Origin of the sequence: Cerasibacillus terrae (assembly GCF_008039555.1) — a bacterium.
Taxonomy (GTDB): Bacteria; Bacillota; Bacilli; order Bacillales; family Amphibacillaceae; genus Cerasibacillus; species Cerasibacillus terrae.
Map to the genome: position 1 here is coordinate 217,796 of NZ_VDUW01000001.1, position 20,450 is coordinate 238,245.

Here is a 20,450-nt window from a genome sequence, read left to right on the forward strand (position 1 = left end):
TGAGAGACGGTGGAAGGGATATTTTATACAGACCGAGGGAAAGTTAGATCCCATAATGAAGATGCAGGTGGATTATTCCAAAACATATCTGGGCAATATTTAGGTGTTATTGCTGATGGGATGGGTGGTCATAAGGCTGGAGATGTTGCAAGTGAAATGGCATCCACTATGTTTCGGAAAAAATGGAAACAACTAAATAAACTCGATACTCCTGAACAAGCAGAAAAGTGGCTGGGCAATATAATTCAGTCTATTAATACAGAAATCTATGAACTATCACAGAAACAACAAGAATGTAGTGGAATGGGAACGACGATCGTTATTGCTATTTTTACGGAAGAATTTATTACGGTAGCCCATATCGGTGATAGTAGATGTTATAAAATCCAAAACAGTAAACTAACCCAAATTACAGAAGATCATTCGCTTGTCAATGAGCTTGTTCGATCCGGTGAAATATCAAAACAAGATGCACAACATCATCCACAAAAAAATGTTGTTTTAAAAGCATTAGGAACAGAATCAGATATTAAAGCAGACATACAATCACTCAGTTGGGAACAAGAAGATATGGTTCTACTTTGTTCAGATGGTTTAACAGATAAAGTCAGTGATGATACTATTTTAAAATATTTAACCTCCGATCAGCCGATCGTAACCATTGGTAAACAATTGATTGACCTAGCAAATGAACGAGGTGGCGAGGACAATGTTTCTTTAGTTATCATGAAATATATGCTCCTTGAAGAAAAAGGTGACAAAGAATGTTAATAGGACATATATTAGATGAACGCTACCGGATTATAAAGACAATTGGCGGTGGAGGGATGGCAAATGTTTATTTAGCTGAGGACCTAATTCTTCACCGTAAAGTTGCCATCAAAATGCTACGGATAGAATTTGCTAATGACGATGAATTTATTGCCAGGTTTGATCGTGAAGCACAATCTGCCACAAGTTTATCCCATCCTAATATCGTTAATATCTATGATGTGGGTGATGAAGAGCATCTCCTATACATGGTGATGGAATATGTGGAAGGAATGACATTAAAAGAATACATACAACGTTTTGGGCCAATTGCTGTTCCTGAAGCTATTAGTATTATGAAACAAATTACTGCTGCTATCAATAATGCTCATGAACATAATATTGTTCACCGTGATATTAAACCACAAAACATTTTAATGGATAAAGATGGTCAAATAAAAGTCACCGATTTTGGTATTGCAATTGCAATTAGTTCAACAGCATTAACACAAACGAATTCAATTCTAGGTTCTGTTCATTATCTATCTCCTGAACAAGCACGTGGGGGAATGGCAACAAAAAAGTCGGATATTTATTCATTAGGAATTGTGTTTTTTGAATTGTTAACAGGTCGTCTACCTTTTTCAGGACATTCAGCTGTTTCTATTGCATTAAAACATTTACAAACGGATACTCCCTCTGTGAAGGATTTTAATCCAGATATCCCACAAAGTGTGGAAAATATTGTTTTAAAAGCAACAGCTAAAGATCCCTTTCATCGATTCCAGACAGTAAAAGAGATGGGACAAAGCCTTGTGGAAGCTTTAAATCCGAATAAAATGGATGAAGAAAAATATACACCACCACAAGAAGTTGGGGAAGAAACAAAAGCAATTCCCATTATTACAGATATTCCACAAACAAATAATCTAGATGATGAAACAATTGTTCATCAGACAGATAAACAAACAATAAATATTACAGATGATAAAAAGCAAACAAATAAACAACAAAATAAAGTTAGCAATAAAAAGAAAAAGAAAAACCCAAAGAAAAAAAGATGGCGATGGATATTCACGATTTTAACGATATTGCTTTTATCTGGAATTGCTGCTTTATTTATAATTCCAGCTATTTTCCAACCGAAAGATGTAGTTATTCCTGATGTGACGGGATATACCTATGAAGAAGCGATAGAAGAGCTGGAAAAAAGTAATCTCCAGGCAGAACAAGAATTCACTCATTCAGAAGATGTGGAAGAGGGTTATGTTGTAAAGACCAATCCTAATCCTGGAAGAACGGTCAAAGAAGAGTCAGCAGTTACTGTTTTTGTTAGTGAAGGAAAAGAAAAGGCCAAAATGGATGATTATGTTGGAAGTGACTACGGAGCAGTAAAAGAAGAATTGGAAGGAAAGGGATATCAGGAAGTTAGATCCTATGAAAAACATTCCGATAAACCGGTTGGTGAAATACTAAATCAAATTCAGCCTACACCTAATTCAGAGGTCATACCCGGTGAGACAAAGGTCATTTTCGAAATTAGTAGTGGTCCGGAAATGGTCAGTTTAAACAATTTAAAAGGTATGTCGGAAGATGAGGCAAAAGATTATTTGAATAAGAATAGCTTGAGTATGGATAAGAAAAAGGAACATTCAGACTCAGTTGCAAAGGGAGAGGTTATCCGGCATTCACCTGAATCAGGTGCAAAATTAAAAGAAGGGGATTCTGTAGAGGTTTATATTTCTAGTGGCCCTAAAGAAAAACCCCCAATATCGGAAAATATCACATTTACGGTACCATATAGCCCATCAACTAAACATCAAGATGAAGAAGATGAAGAAGATGATGAAAAAGAGATAGAACAGACTGTGAAAATTTACATCGACGACATGGAACATAAAATTTCTGATGTATTTAAAGAAGATAAAATCAAAAAAGATACAGAATATACAATTACATTAGTGATTGCACCAGATTCATTAGGTGAATACAAAGTTGTTCGTGACGGAGACATCATCATTGAGAAAACAGTACCTTATAAAGAAGAAGGTGAATGAATGACAGAAGGTCGAATTATTAAAGCCTTGAGTGGATTCTATTATGTACAAACAGATGAAGGAATTATTCAGTGTAGAGGGAGGGGATTATTTAGAAAGAAAAAGATAACCCCCCTTGTCGGGGATATCGTATTATTTGAGAAATCTAGCAATGGTGAAGGATATATTAAAGAAGTGAAACCAAGAAAATCGGAATTAATCAGACCTCCAGTAGCAAATATTGATCAAGCTATTTTAATTACATCTGTTGTGATGCCGAAATTTAGTACATTATTACTTGATCGATTTTTAGCATATATTGAATCTAGGAATATTAAACCGATGATTATTATAAATAAAATTGATTTAGCTACTAAGGAAGAATTAGATTTAATTAAACATTATCAAAAGGCATATGAAAAAATTGGCTATTTAATTGAACTATTTTCTGCTAAACAACCAACAAATATGGAACAAATCAAAAAGCACTTCGATAATAAAATTTCGGTGTTTTCTGGACAATCCGGGGTAGGGAAATCATCTATTTTAAATACATTAAATCCATCATTATTACTGGATACGGCACATATTTCTAAAAGTCTTGGAAGAGGTAAACATACGACACGCCATGTAGAATTAATGAAGATCGGAAATGGATTGATAGCAGATACCCCTGGATTTAGTTCTATTGATTTTAATGATGTAGAAGAATTTCAATTAAGACAACTATTTCCAGAAATGAAAAAAATAGAGAATCAATGCAAATTCCGGGGTTGCCTTCATCATAGGGAACCAGCATGTGCTGTGAAATTAGCGATTGAAGAAGGAGAAATTGCTCCTTTTCGATATAAACATTATCTTGAGTTTTTACAAGAAATCCAATCACGAAAGCCGAGGTATTAAACATGGTAAAAATAGCTCCTTCCATTTTATCAGCAGATTTTTCCAAATTAAAAAATGAGATTATGGAAGTGGAACATGCAGGTGCAGATTATATTCATGTAGATGTTATGGATGGCCATTTTGTTCCAAATATAACAATTGGGCCACTTGTTGTAGATGCAATTAAGCCAGTAACCACTTTGCCACTTGATGTACATTTAATGATTGAAAATCCTGACTCATACATAGAAACATTCGCAAATGCTGGTGCTTCTATTATTACGGTACATCAAGAAGCATGTAAACATTTGCATCGCACGATTCAATTGATTAAAAGTACAGGAAAAAAAGCAGGAGTCAGTATCAATCCTGCTACACCTGTTGAAATGATTAAGGAAATACTTCCTGATGTAGATTTAGTTTTAATTATGACAGTAAACCCAGGATTTGGCGGACAATCATTTATCGATGGTACGATTCAAAAGATTGAACAAATAGCAAAATGGCGAAAAGAAAAAAACCTTTCCTTTGAAATAGAAGTAGATGGTGGTATTAATGAACATACCGCTAAAGAATGCACAAAGTCGGGGGCGGATATCCTTGTAGCTGGCAGTGCAATCTTCGGTAAAAAAGATCGTGCATTAGCAATCGAAAAAATTAAACAGGCCAAGAATCTTACGGAGTAAACTATATGAAAATAGGAATTGTAGCGAATGGGCCAACTGAATTGGTTCCTGACTTATCCAATTATAATAAACAGATAGATATTTGGATTGGTGTAGATCGCGGAACTCTATGTTTAGTTAAGCAAGATATAATGATAGAGCATGCAATTGGGGACTTTGATTCAACCACTTACGAACAAAAAATTATGATTAATAATCATGCGAAATCAATAGAATCTTATCCAATAGAAAAAGATAAAACAGATTTAGAATTAGCAATTGATAAAGCGCTTGAATATAATCCAAAGCAGATTTATTTATTTGGAGTAACTGGCGGGAGAATGGATCACTTGCTTGTTAATATTCAATTACTTCTACCACTTTTGAAACAAGGAGTACGCGGGTTTGTCATTGATTTATATAATGAATTACAATTATTTTATCCAGGCGTGCATATGGTAGTAAAGGATGACAAGTATCCTAATATCTCATTCCTTCCTTTGACAGAAACTGTTTATGGCTTAACGTTGAAAGGATTTTATTATCCATTGAAAAATGAAACAGTCCATTTGGGTTCAACACTTTGTATTTCTAACAAGCTTCTTCGAAATAATGGTACTTTTTCCTTTAGAAGTGGCATACTATTATTAATAAAGAGTCGTGATTCACAACAGGGGCCTTTTATGTAAGGGATTAGCTTTGTTTGTTATTTGAGGAGGTTGAACTCATGAAATTTTATACTATTAAACTTCCGCGGTTTATTGGAGGATTTGTTCGAGTAGTTATTAGTATTTTTAAAAAAGAGAAATAAACCCTCTTGCTTTTGCCGAATAATGGCAAAAGCTTTTTTGTTTTCCGATTAGCTACAAACCATGTGTAAACAACTGAATTTTTTAAAATTGGTATGACGTATCATCCTAAGGGGGGCTACCACAATCAGCATAGAACCAAAAATCATAACGATTATCCGAAAAGAAACATAATAAAAAACACCTTTAAAGACGTCTTTAAAGGTGTTTTATTTAGTGCATTTATACACGTTCTACTTTTCCAGATTTAAGCGCACGGGCAGATACATAAACTCGTTTTGGTTTACCATCAACCATGATACGAACTTTTTGTACATTTGCTTTCCACTTACGTTTATTTGCATTTAAAGCATGGGAACGCTTGTTTCCAGTGCGAGTTTGTTTCTTAGTTACAACACATCTTCTCGCCATAGTAATCCCTCCTAATCTAACAACTAACGAATACTTTATTTAATTTACCATAAGAACGAAAAAGATGCAATATGAAGTATTCAAGTAATAAATCTTGACAGAATAAAAAGATTCATTCATTCTATATAAGGGAAAAGGAAAAACATAAAATAAAATATAAGTTAATGTATCGGATAAGAAATATGTATTCTGTATCTTGGTTTGGTTGATAGCAAGTAGTAAATTTTCATTGTAGTTTCAGAGGATGTCATAACCGATATCTACTTTTAAAAAAAGGTTGCTTGTAGTAAAATATGTATAAGCATAAGTTAGTAATGAAGGGGGATTAACATGGCAATCGAATTTAATACAAATGATGGCTTAGTGACAATCACAAATGAAGTGATTGCAACAATTGCCGGTGGAGCCGCAGTGGAATGCTATGGAATAGTTGGCATGGCATCAAAGAGTCAAATTCGAGATGGTATAGCAGAAATTCTTAAGAAGGAAAATTACTCCCGTGGTGTTGTCGTCCGCCAAGACGATACACATTTACACGTAGATATGTATATAATTGTCAGTTATGGTACGAAAATTTCTGAGGTAGCACATAATGTTCAATCTCAGGTTAAATATACTTTACAGCAAATATTAGGACTAGAAATTGATTCTGTAAATATTTACATACAAGGTGTTCGTGTTAACAAAGAGTAGTTTGTTGCATGAGTAGTAAGAGGAGGAAGTATTGTGACATTGGAAAAATTAAATGGCACACAGTTTGCTAAGATGGTGTTAGTTGGTGCGCGCCATTTAACAAATAATGCTAAAAATATCGATGCTTTAAATGTATTCCCGGTACCAGACGGAGATACGGGTACAAATATGAATTTGTCAATGACTTCTGGGGCCAAAGAGGTTCAACAAGTAGAAAGTAATCATATTTCAGATGTTGCCAAAGCCTTTTCAAAAGGTTTGTTAATGGGGGCCAGAGGAAATTCTGGGGTTATTTTATCACAAATATTCCGTGGATTTGCTAAAGGAATGGAAAATAATGAATATGTAACAACAAAGGAGTTAGCTGTTGCATTTGAAGAAGGGGTGAAGACTGCTTATAAAGCAGTAATGAAGCCTGTTGAAGGGACGATTTTAACTGTTGCAAAAGATGCAGCTGAGAAAGCATCCGAAAAAGCAGAAGAAGAGACAGATATTATTTCATTTATGGAAATGGTGCTTCAAGAAGCAAAAGCTTCATTAAAAAGAACACCAGATTTATTACCTGTATTAAAAGAGGTCGGAGTTGTTGACTCTGGGGGACAGGGGCTTGTAACCATCTATGAAGGATTCATCGCAGCTCTTAAAGGTGAAGAACTACCAGAAGAAGTTGAGACAATTCGATATGATGAAATAATCAATGCTGAACACCATAAAATTAATCAGGAATTTATGGACACATCCGAAATAGAATTTGGATATTGTACAGAGTTTATGGTGAAATTTGAAGATGAAAAAACAAAAGAAACCCCTTTTAATGAAGAAAATTTCCGTAATGAATTAAGTAAGCATGGAGATTCTTTATTAGTTGTTAGTGATGAAGATGTCGTTAAGGTGCATGTTCATGTAGAATATCCCGGAAATGTTCTTAGTCTAGGACAGCAGTATGGAAGCTTAATAAATATGAAAATTGAGAATATGCGCGAACAACATTCTACTATATTACGTGAACAAAAGCCGCAGAAAGTCAAACAAAAGAAACAAACATATGCTATTGTCACGGTTGCAATGGGAACTGGTATAAAATCTCTATTTGAAAGTCTGGGAGCAACTGTCGTAATCGAAGGCGGTCAGACGATGAATCCAAGTACTAAAGATATTGCAGATGCGATTGAAAAAGCAAACGCAGAGAACATATTAATCTTACCAAACAATAAAAATATTGTAATGGCAGCAGAACAGGCTGCTGAAATAGCGAAAGAAAATGTTGCTGTCGTGAAAACGAAAACAATTCCTCAAGGTATTAGTGCATTATTGGCATTCCATCCCGAGCAAGATTTAACCGAAAACCAGCAGCAAATGGAGGCTAATTGTCAAGTTGTTAAAACGGGACAGGTTACATATGCTGTAAGAGATACTACAATTAACGGAATGTTGATCAAAAAAGGCAATTTTATGGGAATTGTGGATGGTGAGATTAAAGTAACGGAATCTGATAAAAAAGAAACAGTAACCAAACTTCTTCAAAGTCTAATTTCTGATGATGATGAAATTCTAACCATTCTATATGGTGAAGATGTAGATGAAGATGAGATTGAAAAATTAGAGGAATTTGTTGAAGATAATTTTGAAGATCTCGAAATAGAAACTCATAATGGAAAACAGCCCATCTATTCCTATATTTTTTCTGTAGAATAGTGATGAAAAGAATCATATTTCTTGAAATATGATTCTTTTTTATATAGGAAGATACTATTTGGTTTGGAAAGAATTTTATATGATAAATGGGCATATTTTTGTTATAATTTAGATTAAGCTACAAGGATGAATAGGGGTGGAGAGAATGAAATTTCAGTCTGTATTTGATATCATTGGCCCTGTAATGGTGGGTCCTTCCAGTTCACATACAGCAGGTGCAGCACGGATAGGGCTTGCGGCTCGGAATTTATTTGGACGTCAACCAAAATGGGCGAAGATTCATTTATACGAATCCTTTGCCAAAACATATCAAGGACACGGCACAGATATGGCTTTAGTTGGTGGCCTATTAGGTTTTGATACAGATGATGAACGAATGAAAAATGCACTTCAGATCGCAAAAACAAATCGCTTAAAAGTCGAATTTATTGTAGAAAGTGCAAGAGTAGACCATCCAAATACAGCACGAATTATTATTGGTGATGATACAGATACACTTGAAATGATTGGTGTATCTATTGGTGGTGGAAAAGTAGAAATTATAGAATTAAATGGTTTTGCACTTCGTCTGTCAGGAAATCATCCAGCTATACTAATTATGCATAATGATCGATACGGAGCAATAGCATCCGTTACTTCTGTCCTTGCTAAACATCAAATTAATATTGGGCATATGGAAGTGAATCGTAAAGATATTGGGAAAGAAGCATTGATGGTTATTGAGGTAGATGAAAATATAAGTGATTCGATATTAAATGAATTAAGAAATGCAGCCCATATTATACGAATTTCTAAAATAGTAAGTTAGAATGAAAACCTTTACTTAATTGATTGAATAGAAGTAAAGAAAGGGAAGGGAGTGTCTTTATGTTTCGTTCAGTAGCAGAGCTTGTTAAAATAGCTGAAAAGAAAAATATATCCATTTCTGAAGTCATGATTCAGCAGGAAATGGATTTAAAAAATCAGTCGCGTGAAGAAATCTTCAGCCAAATGGAGAAAAACTTACGTGTCATGGAAAGAGCTGTTGAAGATAGTTTACAAGGTATTCAATCTGTAACAGGGCTTACTGGTGGAGATGCAGTACGTGTGCAACAATATATGAAAAACAACCAAACATTGTCAGGTCCGATTCTTTTGGATGCTGTCAGTAAAGCGATGGGAACAAATGAAGTGAATGCGGCAATGGGGTTGGTATGTGCAACACCAACAGCTGGAAGTGCTGGATGTGTCCCTGGTACGTTATTTGCTGTTAAGGAGCAGTTAAAGCCAACACATGAGCAAATGGTACGTTATTTATTTACTGCCGGTGCATTTGGTTTTATTGTAGCAAATAATGCTTTTATTTCTGGTGCAGCTGGAGGATGCCAAGCTGAAGTTGGTTCGGCAGGTGCAATGGCCTCTGCAGCGATTGTTGAAATGGCTGGCGGGACCCCGCAACAGAGTGCAGATGCATTTGCGATGACGCTTAAAAATATGCTTGGTCTTGTTTGTGATCCTGTTGCAGGACTTGTTGAAGTACCATGTGTCAAAAGAAATGCTGCAGGATCTTCTTTAGCCATTGTAAGTGCTGATTTAGCACTAGCAGGAGTGAAAAGTAGAATACCCTGTGATGAAGTCATTGGAGCGATGTATCGTATTGGTCAAACAATGCCATCAACTCTCCGTGAAACAGGCGAAGGTGGCTTAGCAGACACACCAACAGGACGCTTATTAAAAGAGAAGATATTTGGAACGAATTAGAATGGAAAGAGTGAGTGATTCTTTGTGTTAAGCGATTCAGTGAAGAAAATAAAGGGAGTAGGAAAAAAGGTAGCAGAGGATTTAGCGTCAATGAACATTCATACTGTAGAAGATTTATTGTTTTATCTCCCTTATCGTTATGACATTTTTGAAATAAAACCGCTTATCGAATTGATTCATGAGGATAAAGTAACAATTATGGGAAGGGTGGCAAATGAACCTTCCCTAAACTTTTTTGGCAAAAAAAAATCACGCCTTTTTTTCAATGTAATGGTAGAAAATGTAGCTGTTAAGGCAGTCATGTTTAACAAGGCTTTTGCCAAAAAACATATTAAACAAGGGGATGTTGTTACATTAACAGGAAAATGGGACGCACATCGCCTGCAGATTACAGTTAATAAATACAAGGTGGGTGAAACCCAACAAACTGATGAGATTCAACCTGTTTATTCTTTAAAAGGTGATTTGAAAAACCATCGTTTTAGAAAAATTATGAGTGATGCATTAAATGGATATGGAGAGGAAATAGAAGAACGTTTACCACAGCATTATCTTATCAATTATAAATTGCCCATTCGACACGAGGCATTAAAAATAATGCATTTCCCCCCCAATAGAAAGGCGTTGAAACATGCACGTAGAAGATTTACATATGAGGAGTTTTTATTATTTCAATTAAAAATACAATTATTACGAAAGTTAAACCGTGAGGCAACAGTTGGACAAAAACAAGATTTTTCGCTTGAACGTGTTCAACAATTTAAAAATTCACTTCCATTTTCACTCACAAATGCACAAGATAAAGCATTAAAGCAAATCTTAAATGATATCCAGTCACCATATCGAATGAATCGTCTGTTGCAAGGAGATGTAGGTTCTGGTAAAACAGTTGTTGCTGCGATTGCCCTTTACGCATCAATTACAGCCAATAGACAAGGGGCTTTAATGGTTCCTACAGAAATTCTAGCTGAGCAGCATTACGAATCCCTGTGTGAGTTATATGGGGATTCAGTAACAATTGAATTACTAACAGGTTCTATCAAAGGGAAGAAAAGAGAAAAAATTCTATCAGCACTTGAGAAAAATGAAATAGATATTGTTATTGGAACTCATGCATTGATTCAAGATGATGTGTATTTTCATGAACTAGGATTAGTCATTATTGATGAACAACATCGCTTTGGTGTAAAACAACGACGAATGTTACGAGATAAGGGAAAACATGCAGATGTATTATTCATGACGGCGACCCCGATACCACGTACGCTAGCAATTACTGCATTTGGGGATATGGATGTTTCTATTATTGATGAAATGCCTGCAGGAAGACAAGAAATTGAAACCTATTGGGTAAAAGAAAATATGTTAGAACGAATTCTTGATTTTATTCAGAAAAAAATTAAGAATGGTGAACAGGCCTATGTCATTTGTCCATTGATTGAAGAGTCGGACAAACTTGATATTCAAAATGCTGTTGATTTATATGAACAATTAGCTACGTATTATCCTTCAGAGATAAGAGTTGGTTTAATGCATGGGAAGCTTCATCCAAATGAAAAAGACGACGTGATGAAGGCTTTTATTAATAATCAATTACATGTTCTTGTTTCTACAACTGTTATTGAAGTTGGTGTCAATGTACCGAATGCAACAGTCATGGTGATATATGATGCAGAACGCTTTGGGCTAGCACAGTTACATCAGTTACGAGGACGTGTTGGCCGTGGGAGTCTTAAAAGTTACTGTATTTTAATCGCTGAACCAAAAGGAATGGTTGGAAAAGAACGAATGCGTATTATGACCGAAACAACGGATGGCTTTTTTCTAGCTGAGGAAGATTTAAAATTACGGGGACCTGGAGATTTTTTTGGAAAAAAACAAAGTGGGTTACCCGAATTTAAAGTGGCAGACGTAGTACATGACTACCGAGCATTAGAGACTGCTAGAAATGATGCAAGTCAAATTTTAGAAGAGGAATTATTAATTTCGGATATTCAATACCGGCCATTACTTCAATATCTTGAGGAAGAAGGAGTATTTTCTTTGAAATTAGACTAAGTTACACTTGCATAATTTTTATTGGTATTATATATTACTTTTAGTACCAAGTCTTAATATTTATTTTGTACAATGGGATGATGCAACTGATTGGTTTAAGGGAGACAAGGTAAGTTATGAAGAAAACGAAAACAGAAAGACAACGTTTATTAAAAGAAACGATTGAATATACACCATTTATTACAGATGAAGAATTAGCTAAAATATTTGAAGTTAGTATCCAAACAATACGGCTAGATCGAATGGAACTTCAGATCCCAGAGTTAAGGGAACGTATTAAATCTGTTGCGAAATTGCAATGGAATGAACAAGTTCGTGCATTAGCAGTTGAAGATATTATTGGTGAAGTGGTTGATTTGGAGTTAGACAATCGAGCTATTTCTATTTTTGATGTGCAAAAAGAGCATGTATTTTCACAAAAAAACATTGCTCGCGGCCATCATTTGTTCGCTCAAGCAAATTCTCTTGCCGTTGCTGTTATTAATGATGAATTAGCATTGACAGCAACAGCAAATATTTCTTTTACACGCCAAGTAAAAGAGGGGGAACGAGTTATAGCTAAAGCTTCTGTAGAGGGAAAGACTGACAAAGGATTAACCATTGTAAAAGTTGATAGTTTTGTTCATGAAGAACCTGTTTTTTCTGGGGAATTTCATATGTTTCGTTCAACAGATGATTAATATACTTATACATACATTTTCATCATAATCTATATTTAAAGGGGAAAGAAATAATGAGGATAGCAGTGGATGCTATGGGTGGCGATCATGCACCAAAAGCAATTGTTGAAGGTGCAATGGATGCAGTTCAACAAATAGATAATTTGCAGATCACCCTAGTTGGTGATAAAGAAAAAATAAAACCTTATTTAACAAATCAAACAAATATTAATGTTTTACATACAACAGAAATGATTACTGGGGAAGACGAGCCTGTCCGGGCTGTAAGAAGAAAAAAAAATGCTTCTCTTGTTCTAATGGCTAAAGAAGTAAAAGAAAATAGAGCAGATGCATGTGTATCTGCAGGAAATACAGGGGCTCTAATGAGTGCGGGACTATTTGTCGTTGGTCGAATTAAAGGAATTGATCGTCCGGCATTAAGCCCAACATTACCAACGCTAGATGGAAAAGGTTTCCTAATGTTAGATGTTGGGGCGAATGTCGATGCAAAACCAAGTCATCTTGTTCATTATGCAATCATGGGATCCATTTATAGTGAAAAAGTGAGAAATATAACAAAACCAACAGTTGGCCTTTTAAATGTTGGTACAGAAGATGGAAAAGGAAATGAATTAACTAAAAAAGTTTTTACACAATTAAAAGAAGCACCGATTCACTTTATTGGAAATATTGAGGCAAGAGATTTACTTTCTGGTGCGGCAGATGTTGTAGTAACAGATGGATTTAGTGGAAATATTGCTTTGAAAACAATTGAAGGAACTGCAATGAATATGTTTTCCATGCTGAAAGATACTTTTTTGAGTTCATTCAAAACAAAACTAGCAGCTGGAATGATGAAGAATGACTTAAAAAAACTGAAAACTAAATTGGATTACTCGGAATATGGTGGTGCGGGATTATTTGGGCTTAAAGCGCCTGTCATTAAAGCACATGGTTCATCAAACCGAAGAGCTATTGTCAGTGCAATCAAACAAGCTTGCCATATGGTTGAACATCAAGTAACTGAAACCATTCAAATGAAAGTCAAACAAATGCAAGATAAAAATCAGGGGGAGAATAAATGAGAAAAATAGCATTTATGTTTCCAGGTCAAGGTTCACAAGCTGTTGGAATGGGGCAAGATTTTTATGAGCATTATCCTTCGATACAAAAACTTTATCAAGAGGCGAAGGAAGTATTAGGGAAAGATATCCAGGAAATGATGTTTCATGGGCCAAAAGAAGTATTAACAGAAACAGAAAACACACAACCGGCACTTGTCTTAGCTAGTATGGCTGTTTTTTCCTTACTAAAACAAGAGGGTGTATATCCTGATATGACAGTTGGTCACAGTCTTGGAGAATATAGTGCCCTTGTTGCAGCAGGATCTCTACAATTACACGATGCCCTACCACTAGTAAGTACACGTGGAAAACTAATGGAAGAGGCATATCCAAAAGGGCAAGGGAGTATGGCGGCAGTATTAGGATTAAACGAAGAAGAAATTAGAGATGTTCTGACTGGAATTAAAGAGGAAGTAGTTGATATCGCAAATTTAAATTGCCCAGGACAGGTGGTTATCTCAGGTACGAAACAAGGTGTTCATGATGCAAGCATCCTTTTTAAAGAAAAAGGTGCAAAGCGTGTCCTTCCACTAAATGTGAGTGGTCCTTTTCATTCTAGATTAATGAAAGCCGCAAGTGATACATTTGCATCTCATTTAGATGGAGTTCCGTTAAAAGATGCAGAAATCCCTGTTTATGCAAATGTAACAGCAGAAGCCGTAATAAATAAAGATGAAATAAAGAAACTATTAGTAGAGCAACTATATTCACCTGTTCGTTTTGAGGAATCAATCCGATCCATGATTACAGCTGGTGTAGATACGTTTGTAGAAATTGGTAGTGGAAAGGTATTACGTGGGCTTTTACGTAAAATCGATCGTAGTGTTCATGTATTTTCCATTACAGATCTTGCGTCCTTTGATTCGTTTATAAATTGGTATAAGGAGGAAATGCCATGCTAACAGAAAAAGTTGCACTTGTTACAGGAGCATCTCGCGGGATAGGGCGAGCAATTGCCTTAGAATTAGCTAAAGAAGGCGCCGATATTGTCGTTAATTATGCTGGAAATAAAGAACGTGCCGAAGAAGTTGTAAAAGAAATTGAGGAAATGGGTAGAAAAGCAATTTCTATTCAAGCAGATGTTTCAGATGAGATAAGTGTTAAAAAAATGATAAAAGATACGATCAAAGAGTTTAATCGGCTTGATATTTTAGTGAATAATGCAGGAATTACAAAAGATAATTTGATTATGCGTATGAAAGAGAAAGATTTTGATGATGTTATTAATACCAACTTAAAAGGTGTATTTCTATGTACAAAAGCTGTTTCGAGACAGATGATGAAACAACGTTACGGAAGAATTATTAATATGGCTTCCATTGTAGGAGTTAGTGGTAATCCTGGTCAAGCGAATTATGTAGCAGCAAAAGCAGGTGTGATCGGCCTAACGAAATCAACTGCTAAAGAATTGGCCTCTCGTAATATTCTCGTTAATGCTGTTGCACCAGGTTTTATATCTACAGACATGACAGCTGAATTAACAAATGAACAAAAAGAGGCAATGTTAAAGATGATTCCACTGGCAAAGCTTGGTCAGCCGGAAGATATAGCTAGAGTAGTTCGCTTTCTAGCTTCAGATGATTCAAGTTACATGACAGGCCAAACACTACATGTTGATGGTGGCATGGTTATGTAAGAAATGACTTTTGTAGGCAATGGATGTAAACTAAATGATATATTCCTTTTGAAGGGGGTGAAATTCATGGACGCTATTTTTGAAAAAGTAAAAGAAATCATTGTAGATCAACTTGAAGCTGAAGAAGATAAAGTAACAATGGAAGCATCTTTTATTGATGACTTAGAAGCTGATTCACTAGATGTTGTTGAACTTGTTATGGAATTAGAAGATGAGTTTGACATGGAAATCGCAGAAGAAGACGCTGAAAGTATTAAAACTGTTGGAGATGCTGTCAACTACATAAACAGCAATCGATAATACATGTTTTATTATCTCTTTAAGTGGTGAATAGAAAGAAAGTCTTGCATTGCAGGACTTTCTTCTTGTTTTAGTTGGAATGAGGTGAAAAATTAGGATGGAAATACACGTTTCCCAGTTAGAAAAGGACCTTGGAATACATTTTCATAAACGAAAATTATTAAGACAAGCTTTTACACATTCATCTTATGTGAATGAGCATCGGAAGGAAAAATTCCTGGATAATGAACGCTTGGAATTCTTAGGTGATGCCGTATTAGAATTAGGTGTTTCTCAATATTTATACCGAACAATGCAACATATGCCAGAAGGGGAAATGACAAAATTACGAGCAACCATCGTTTGTGAAGCTTCATTAGAACATTTTGCACGTCAATTAGGATTTGGTAAATATTTATTACTAGGAAAAGGGGAAGAACAGACTGGTGGTAGAGAACGCTCAGCAATATTAGCAGATGTTTTCGAAGCGTTTCTCGGTGCTTTGTATTTAGATCAGGGATTTCTAGCAGTGTTAACATTTCTAGAGAAATATATTTTTCCGGAAATATCAACAGGTGCTTTTTCGCATGTGATGGATTATAAAAGCCAGTTACAAGAAATTGTCCAACAAAATAATAATCAAACCATTGCATATCAAATTATGGATGAAACAGGACCATCTCATCATAAAGAATTTGTCTCAGTAGTTTTATTAAATGGTGAAGTTTATGGGAAAGGAAAAGGGCGGACTAAAAAAGAAGCCGAACAGCTAGCAGCTAAAAAAGCAATTGCATTATACCACAGGAAAAAGAAGTAAAACTAAATGAATAATAATGAATAATAAAAGGGAATTCTTGTGTTGGTGAAATTCCAAAAAAATGCACTTCTTATCATACAAGGTAAGAAGTGCATCATTATCTATTAATTTTTTCTTACTTCTCGCAATTCATCTAGGAAAGCTTGTGCTTCTAAAGCACTTAAATTCCCTTTTTGCTTAATCATGTCATACATCATTTTTAAATCATCATATTTATTTAAGTCATAATCATTCGGATCTAATAATCCGCGGTTAGCTACCTTTAAGTGATTACCAATTCCTTCAAGGATAAATTTTAAATTATTTTGCGAAGCTTGCTCTAAATTCAATCATTTCACCTCATTTAATAGATTTTTAATATTATGTAGTCTTTGTATGGCCAGCTGAATTTTTCGGAAAAATAGTTTATCCAATATATATTATGATAGAATAAATACGGCATTATGCCAAGTAATGTCTTATACTAATGATAGTATTCATGTCGAAAATAATGCGAGATGCGCTTTATATAAACATTATAAATACATATAAGTATCATAAAAAAGTTCTATATATATCCTTTTTACCTTATCGATTTGATTGATTGTTTCTAGAGGAGAATGTTTTATGTTTTTAAAGAAATTAGAAAGTGTTGGCTTTAAATCATTTGCGGAAAGAATACATGTTGATTTTGTACCTGGTATGACTGCCATTGTAGGTCCTAATGGAAGTGGGAAAAGTAATATAACAGATGCGATTCGTTGGGTCTTAGGCGAGCAATCTGCCAAATCATTACGTGGTTCTAAGATGGAAGATATTATTTTTCAAGGTAGTGATACACGTAATAAATTAAATGTCGCTGAGGTAACCTTAGTTCTTGATAATAGTGTGGGGGAGCTTCCGCTTGATTATGAAGAAGTAAGTGTTACAAGAAGGGTTTATCGTTCTGGGGAAAGCGAATTTTATATTAATAAGCAAGCATGTCGTTTGAAAGATATCGTCGATTTATTTATGGATTCAGGACTAGGGCGAGAAGCTTTTTCAATCATAAGTCAAGGAAAGATAGAAGAGATTCTTAGTTCAAAAGCGGAAGAACGACGAGTTATCTTTGAAGAAGCAGCTGGAGTTTTAAAATATAAACAACGGAAAAAGCAAGCAGAGTTAAAACTTGGGGAAACAGCTGAAAATTTATTCCGTGTAGAGGATATTATTTATGAAATAGAACAACAATTGGAACCTTTAAAAGTTCAATCTGAAACAGCGAAAGAATATATGAATTTGAAAGGTAAATTAAAAAATAAAGAAATCTCTCTTTTGATAACAGAAATTGAACATCTTCATCGTGACTGGCAAGGCTTGAAAAAAGAACTTGATCAACAAGAAAGAGAAGAGATAGAAGTAAAAACAGGAATACAAAAAAATGATGCAAAGATTCAACAAAAACGTCAATACATCCAGGTAATCGATGAAGAAGTAGAACAACTTCAAGAAAGCTTATTAGAAATGACCCAAATATTGGAGAATTCAGAAGGAAAAAAAAGAATCCTTCATGAACGTTCTAAACATTTTGCTGTAAATAAAGAAAAGTTAAATACAAAGAAACAAGAATTAGGTGAACGAATAAAGGAAATCACCACAAATTACACAAAAGAAAAGGATAAATGGAAGCAAATTGAAAAGAAAAGAAGAGAAATTCTTAACAAGGTTTCCGAATTAGAGAAGAAATTATTAAATAAGGAAGAAGACATTGAAGAAGAAATTGAACGATTAAAAACAGAATATATTGATGAATTAAATAAACAAGCAGCAGATCGTAATGAAAAACAATCCATTCAGCAGCAATTAACGCAACAATCTAAAAAAGAAGAGCATCTTCAAAAGCGATATAACGATTTATTATATTCCTTTCATGAGATAGAAGAACAAGAAGAACATGCTCTGGAACAGCTTAAATCTGAAAAAAAGAAATATCAAATAAACGAGAATAAACGAAACAAACAAAAGGCTGAAATCAGTGAATGGGAGAAGAAGGCCCAACAATCGCGCGAACATTTATATCAGGGTTATCAATATATGGAAAAATTAAAATCCAAAAAAGAAATGCTAGAGTCGATGAAAAACGAATTTCAAGGTTTTTATCAAGGGGTTAAAGCTGTATTAAAAGCTCGAAAAAACAATCAATTAGATGGCATACATGGAGCTGTAATTGATTTAATGTCAATCCCGGACAAATTTGTATATGCAATGGAAACCGCATTAGGTGCACAGGCTCAACATATTGTTACTACGAATGATGAAAAAGCAAGACAAGCAATCCAATGGCTTAAAAAGACAAATAATGGTCGTGCGACGTTTTTACCTTTACAATCGATTAAAAGACGATTTATTCCAACTAGCATACTTGAACAGGTAAAAAATCACCCAGGATATATCGGAGTTGCTTCTGAATTAGTAGAAACGGATGAAACATATCAAATAGTTGTAGATTATTTAATGGGTCATGTTTTAATTACTTATACATTAAAAGATGCAAATGAACTTGCTCGTTTGACACAACGGAAATTTCGTATTGTGACATTAGAAGGTGATGTTGTTCATCCCGGTGGTTCCATGTCAGGTGGAGCAAAACGTAATAAAACACGGTCATTGTTTACAAGGGATAGTGATTTGAAGAAGACCACCAAACAATTATCAGAAACAGAAAAAAAGATAGAGTATATCGAAAAACAAGCAACCTCAGCTAAAGAAAAGTATTTAGAAAAGAGAAAGGAAATTCAAGCTTTAGAACAAGAATTATACAATCATTACCAACGATTACAGGAAGCAAAAACAAACCAAAAGCAATTGGAAACAAAACGAGCTTCCATTCGTGAACACATAACGATGCTTGAGTTGGAGAAAGAACAATTAGAGGTAGACCGGTCTCGATTTGAAAAGCGTGCAGTAGAAAAAAAGAAAACATTGCAAACTATTGAATCGAAATTAAACGAAATTCATGACAAAATACAATCATTATCAGAAGAACATAAGCTGTTTAAAGAAAATCAAGAAGGGCTAGAAAAAGAGTATCATCAAGCACGTATTTTATTAGCAGAACAAGAAGAACGAGCTAAAAATAAAGAAGAAAATGTTGAAAAACAAAGGCAACAATTAGAAGAATATGAAGTGGAGTATCGTAACACGGTAAAAGAATTACAGGATTTATTAGAACAGCAAAAATTAAGCCAGACAGAAATAGAAGTCAATCAAACGATTCAAGAGCAAAAAAAGAAAAAAGAATACTTAACTTCAATGATCCAAGGTAAACGACAAGAGCGCTTACAATTAATGACCAGGATTGAAGAACAAGAGAGAGAGTTAAAAGAAGAAAATAAGGCACATCAAAAAATAATAGGTAATATGCAAGAAAAAGAACTACAACAGACACGTCTTGACGTGGAACTGGAAAATAGACTTTCCCATTTAGAAACAGAATATACGATAACCTTTGAAAAAGCTTCCCAGACATATGAGAAAACAGACAATATTGACCAAGAGAAAGAAGCCGTTCAAAATTTGAAACAAAAGATCGAGCAATTGGGGGCTGTTAACTTAGGTGCCATCGATGAATATAATCGTATTTTAGACCGGTATGAATTTTTAACGAAGCAACAAAATGACTTGGTAGAAGCAAAGGAAACATTGCACGATGTTATTGAAGAAATGGATCAAGAGATGAAACGATTGTTCGACACTACATTCACAAAGATTAAAGCAGAATTTACCATTGTTTTCAAACAATTATTTGGTGGCGGTAAAGCAGAATTGAAATTAACAGACCCAAACAATCTTTTAGATACAGGGGTAGAAATTATTGCTCAACCTCCAGGCAAAAAATTGCAAAATCTAGGGTTATTATCCGGTGGAGAACGAGCATTAACCGCTATCGCATTATTATTCGCTATTTTAAGAGTCCGACCGGTACCATTTTGTGTTTTGGATGAAGTAGAAGCAGCCTTAGATGAGGCCAATGTAGTACGTTTTGCAAAATATGTGAAACAACACAGTGAAAAGACGCAATTCATTGTAATCACGCATAGAAAAGGAACAATGGAAGAAGCAGATGTATTATATGGTGTAACAATGCAAGAATCCGGTGTTTCCCGATTCGTATCTGTTCGTTTAGACGAAACGGAAGAATTTGTTTCACACCAATAGAGATTAGTAAAAGTTTGTAT

At 34.8% G+C, this 20,450-nt stretch carries 20 protein-coding genes; 18 read left to right on the top strand and 2 right to left on the bottom strand.

What is annotated here, in order from left to right; all coding sequences use genetic code 11:
- The first annotated feature begins 9 nt into the window (after positions 1–9).
- The 6 genes from FHP05_RS01060 to spoVM are packed head-to-tail and all read left to right on the top strand — an operon-like array spanning position 10 to position 5,144.
- A complete protein-coding gene (locus tag FHP05_RS01060; RefSeq protein ID WP_147665237.1) occupies positions 10–771 on the top strand; it encodes a Stp1/IreP family PP2C-type Ser/Thr phosphatase in 762 nt (253 codons plus the stop codon).
- Positions 765–2,807, top strand: a complete 2,043-nt coding sequence (gene pknB / locus FHP05_RS01065) for a Stk1 family PASTA domain-containing Ser/Thr kinase (RefSeq protein ID WP_147665239.1) — start codon at positions 765–767, stop codon at positions 2,805–2,807. The genes FHP05_RS01060 and pknB overlap by 7 nt, the downstream gene beginning before the upstream one ends.
- Entirely contained in the window at positions 2,808–3,689 is an 882-nt protein-coding gene (gene rsgA / locus FHP05_RS01070; RefSeq protein ID WP_147665241.1) for a ribosome small subunit-dependent GTPase A, read from the top strand. It abuts the gene before it with no gap.
- A gap of 2 nt (positions 3,690–3,691) precedes the next feature.
- Positions 3,692–4,354, top strand: a complete 663-nt coding sequence (rpe, locus tag FHP05_RS01075) for a ribulose-phosphate 3-epimerase (protein ID WP_147665243.1) — start codon at positions 3,692–3,694, stop codon at positions 4,352–4,354.
- A 5-nt stretch (positions 4,355–4,359) separates the two neighbouring features.
- Positions 4,360–5,022 carry a thiamine diphosphokinase gene (locus tag FHP05_RS01080; RefSeq protein ID WP_147665245.1) on the top strand — a complete coding sequence of 221 codons (663 nt, stop codon included), beginning with the start codon at positions 4,360–4,362 and terminating at the stop codon, positions 5,020–5,022.
- A gap of 38 nt (positions 5,023–5,060) precedes the next feature.
- The gene (gene spoVM, locus FHP05_RS01085) at positions 5,061–5,144 is read left to right on the top strand and encodes a stage V sporulation protein SpoVM (protein ID WP_147665848.1); all 84 of its coding nucleotides are present in this window, start codon (positions 5,061–5,063) and stop codon (positions 5,142–5,144) included.
- A 220-nt stretch (positions 5,145–5,364) separates the two neighbouring features.
- On the opposite strand, the gene rpmB is transcribed toward spoVM, so the two are convergent.
- Positions 5,365–5,553, bottom strand: a complete 189-nt coding sequence (gene rpmB / locus FHP05_RS01090) for a 50S ribosomal protein L28 (protein ID WP_147665247.1) — start codon at positions 5,551–5,553, stop codon at positions 5,365–5,367.
- 330 nt (positions 5,554–5,883) lie between these two features.
- Between rpmB and FHP05_RS01095 the strand changes: the two genes are divergently transcribed.
- The 11 genes from FHP05_RS01095 to rnc all read left to right on the top strand — a co-directional run bounded on the left by FHP05_RS01095 (position 5,884) and on the right by rnc (position 16,254).
- Positions 5,884–6,246: an Asp23/Gls24 family envelope stress response protein gene (locus FHP05_RS01095; protein WP_147665249.1), complete on the top strand. Its 363-nt coding sequence runs from the start codon at positions 5,884–5,886 to the stop codon at positions 6,244–6,246.
- Positions 6,247–6,279: 33 nt separating this feature from the next.
- Entirely contained in the window at positions 6,280–7,941 is a 1,662-nt protein-coding gene (locus tag FHP05_RS01100) for a DAK2 domain-containing protein (RefSeq protein WP_147665251.1), read from the top strand.
- A 145-nt stretch (positions 7,942–8,086) separates the two neighbouring features.
- A complete protein-coding gene (gene sdaAB / locus FHP05_RS01105; protein WP_147665253.1) occupies positions 8,087–8,749 on the top strand; it encodes an L-serine ammonia-lyase, iron-sulfur-dependent subunit beta in 663 nt (220 codons plus the stop codon).
- 59 nt (positions 8,750–8,808) lie between these two features.
- Entirely contained in the window at positions 8,809–9,681 is an 873-nt protein-coding gene (sdaAA, locus tag FHP05_RS01110; RefSeq protein ID WP_147665255.1) for an L-serine ammonia-lyase, iron-sulfur-dependent, subunit alpha, read from the top strand.
- 24 nt (positions 9,682–9,705) lie between these two features.
- Positions 9,706–11,739, top strand: a complete 2,034-nt coding sequence (recG, locus tag FHP05_RS01115; RefSeq protein ID WP_147665257.1) for an ATP-dependent DNA helicase RecG — start codon at positions 9,706–9,708, stop codon at positions 11,737–11,739.
- A gap of 116 nt (positions 11,740–11,855) precedes the next feature.
- Positions 11,856–12,419: a transcription factor FapR gene (fapR, locus tag FHP05_RS01120; RefSeq protein ID WP_147665259.1), complete on the top strand. Its 564-nt coding sequence runs from the start codon at positions 11,856–11,858 to the stop codon at positions 12,417–12,419.
- A gap of 53 nt (positions 12,420–12,472) precedes the next feature.
- On the top strand, positions 12,473–13,483 hold the full coding sequence (gene plsX / locus FHP05_RS01125) for a phosphate acyltransferase PlsX (RefSeq protein WP_147665261.1): 1,011 nt from the start codon (positions 12,473–12,475) through the stop codon (positions 13,481–13,483).
- Positions 13,480–14,424: an ACP S-malonyltransferase gene (fabD, locus tag FHP05_RS01130; protein WP_147665263.1), complete on the top strand. Its 945-nt coding sequence runs from the start codon at positions 13,480–13,482 to the stop codon at positions 14,422–14,424. Before plsX ends, fabD begins: the two co-directional genes overlap by 4 nt.
- Positions 14,418–15,158 carry a 3-oxoacyl-[acyl-carrier-protein] reductase gene (fabG, locus tag FHP05_RS01135; RefSeq protein ID WP_147665265.1) on the top strand — a complete coding sequence of 247 codons (741 nt, stop codon included), beginning with the start codon at positions 14,418–14,420 and terminating at the stop codon, positions 15,156–15,158. Before fabD ends, fabG begins: the two co-directional genes overlap by 7 nt.
- Positions 15,159–15,224: 66 nt before the next feature.
- Positions 15,225–15,458 (top strand): acyl carrier protein, encoded by a 234-nt coding sequence (acpP, locus tag FHP05_RS01140; RefSeq protein WP_147665267.1) that lies wholly within the window; start codon positions 15,225–15,227, stop codon positions 15,456–15,458.
- A gap of 97 nt (positions 15,459–15,555) precedes the next feature.
- Positions 15,556–16,254, top strand: coding sequence for a ribonuclease III (gene rnc / locus FHP05_RS01145; RefSeq protein ID WP_147665269.1), 699 nt, complete (start codon positions 15,556–15,558; stop codon positions 16,252–16,254).
- Between the two features lie 104 nt (positions 16,255–16,358).
- Here the strand turns inward: rnc and FHP05_RS01150 are convergent, their stop codons facing one another.
- On the bottom strand, positions 16,359–16,583 hold the full coding sequence (locus tag FHP05_RS01150; RefSeq protein ID WP_147665271.1) for a DUF1128 domain-containing protein: 225 nt from the start codon (positions 16,581–16,583) through the stop codon (positions 16,359–16,361).
- A 277-nt stretch (positions 16,584–16,860) separates the two neighbouring features.
- On the opposite strand from FHP05_RS01150, the gene smc reads away from it, so the two are divergent.
- Positions 16,861–20,430 carry a chromosome segregation protein SMC gene (gene smc, locus FHP05_RS01155; RefSeq protein WP_147665273.1) on the top strand — a complete coding sequence of 1,190 codons (3,570 nt, stop codon included), beginning with the start codon at positions 16,861–16,863 and terminating at the stop codon, positions 20,428–20,430.
- The last annotated feature ends 20 nt before the right edge of the window (positions 20,431–20,450 follow it).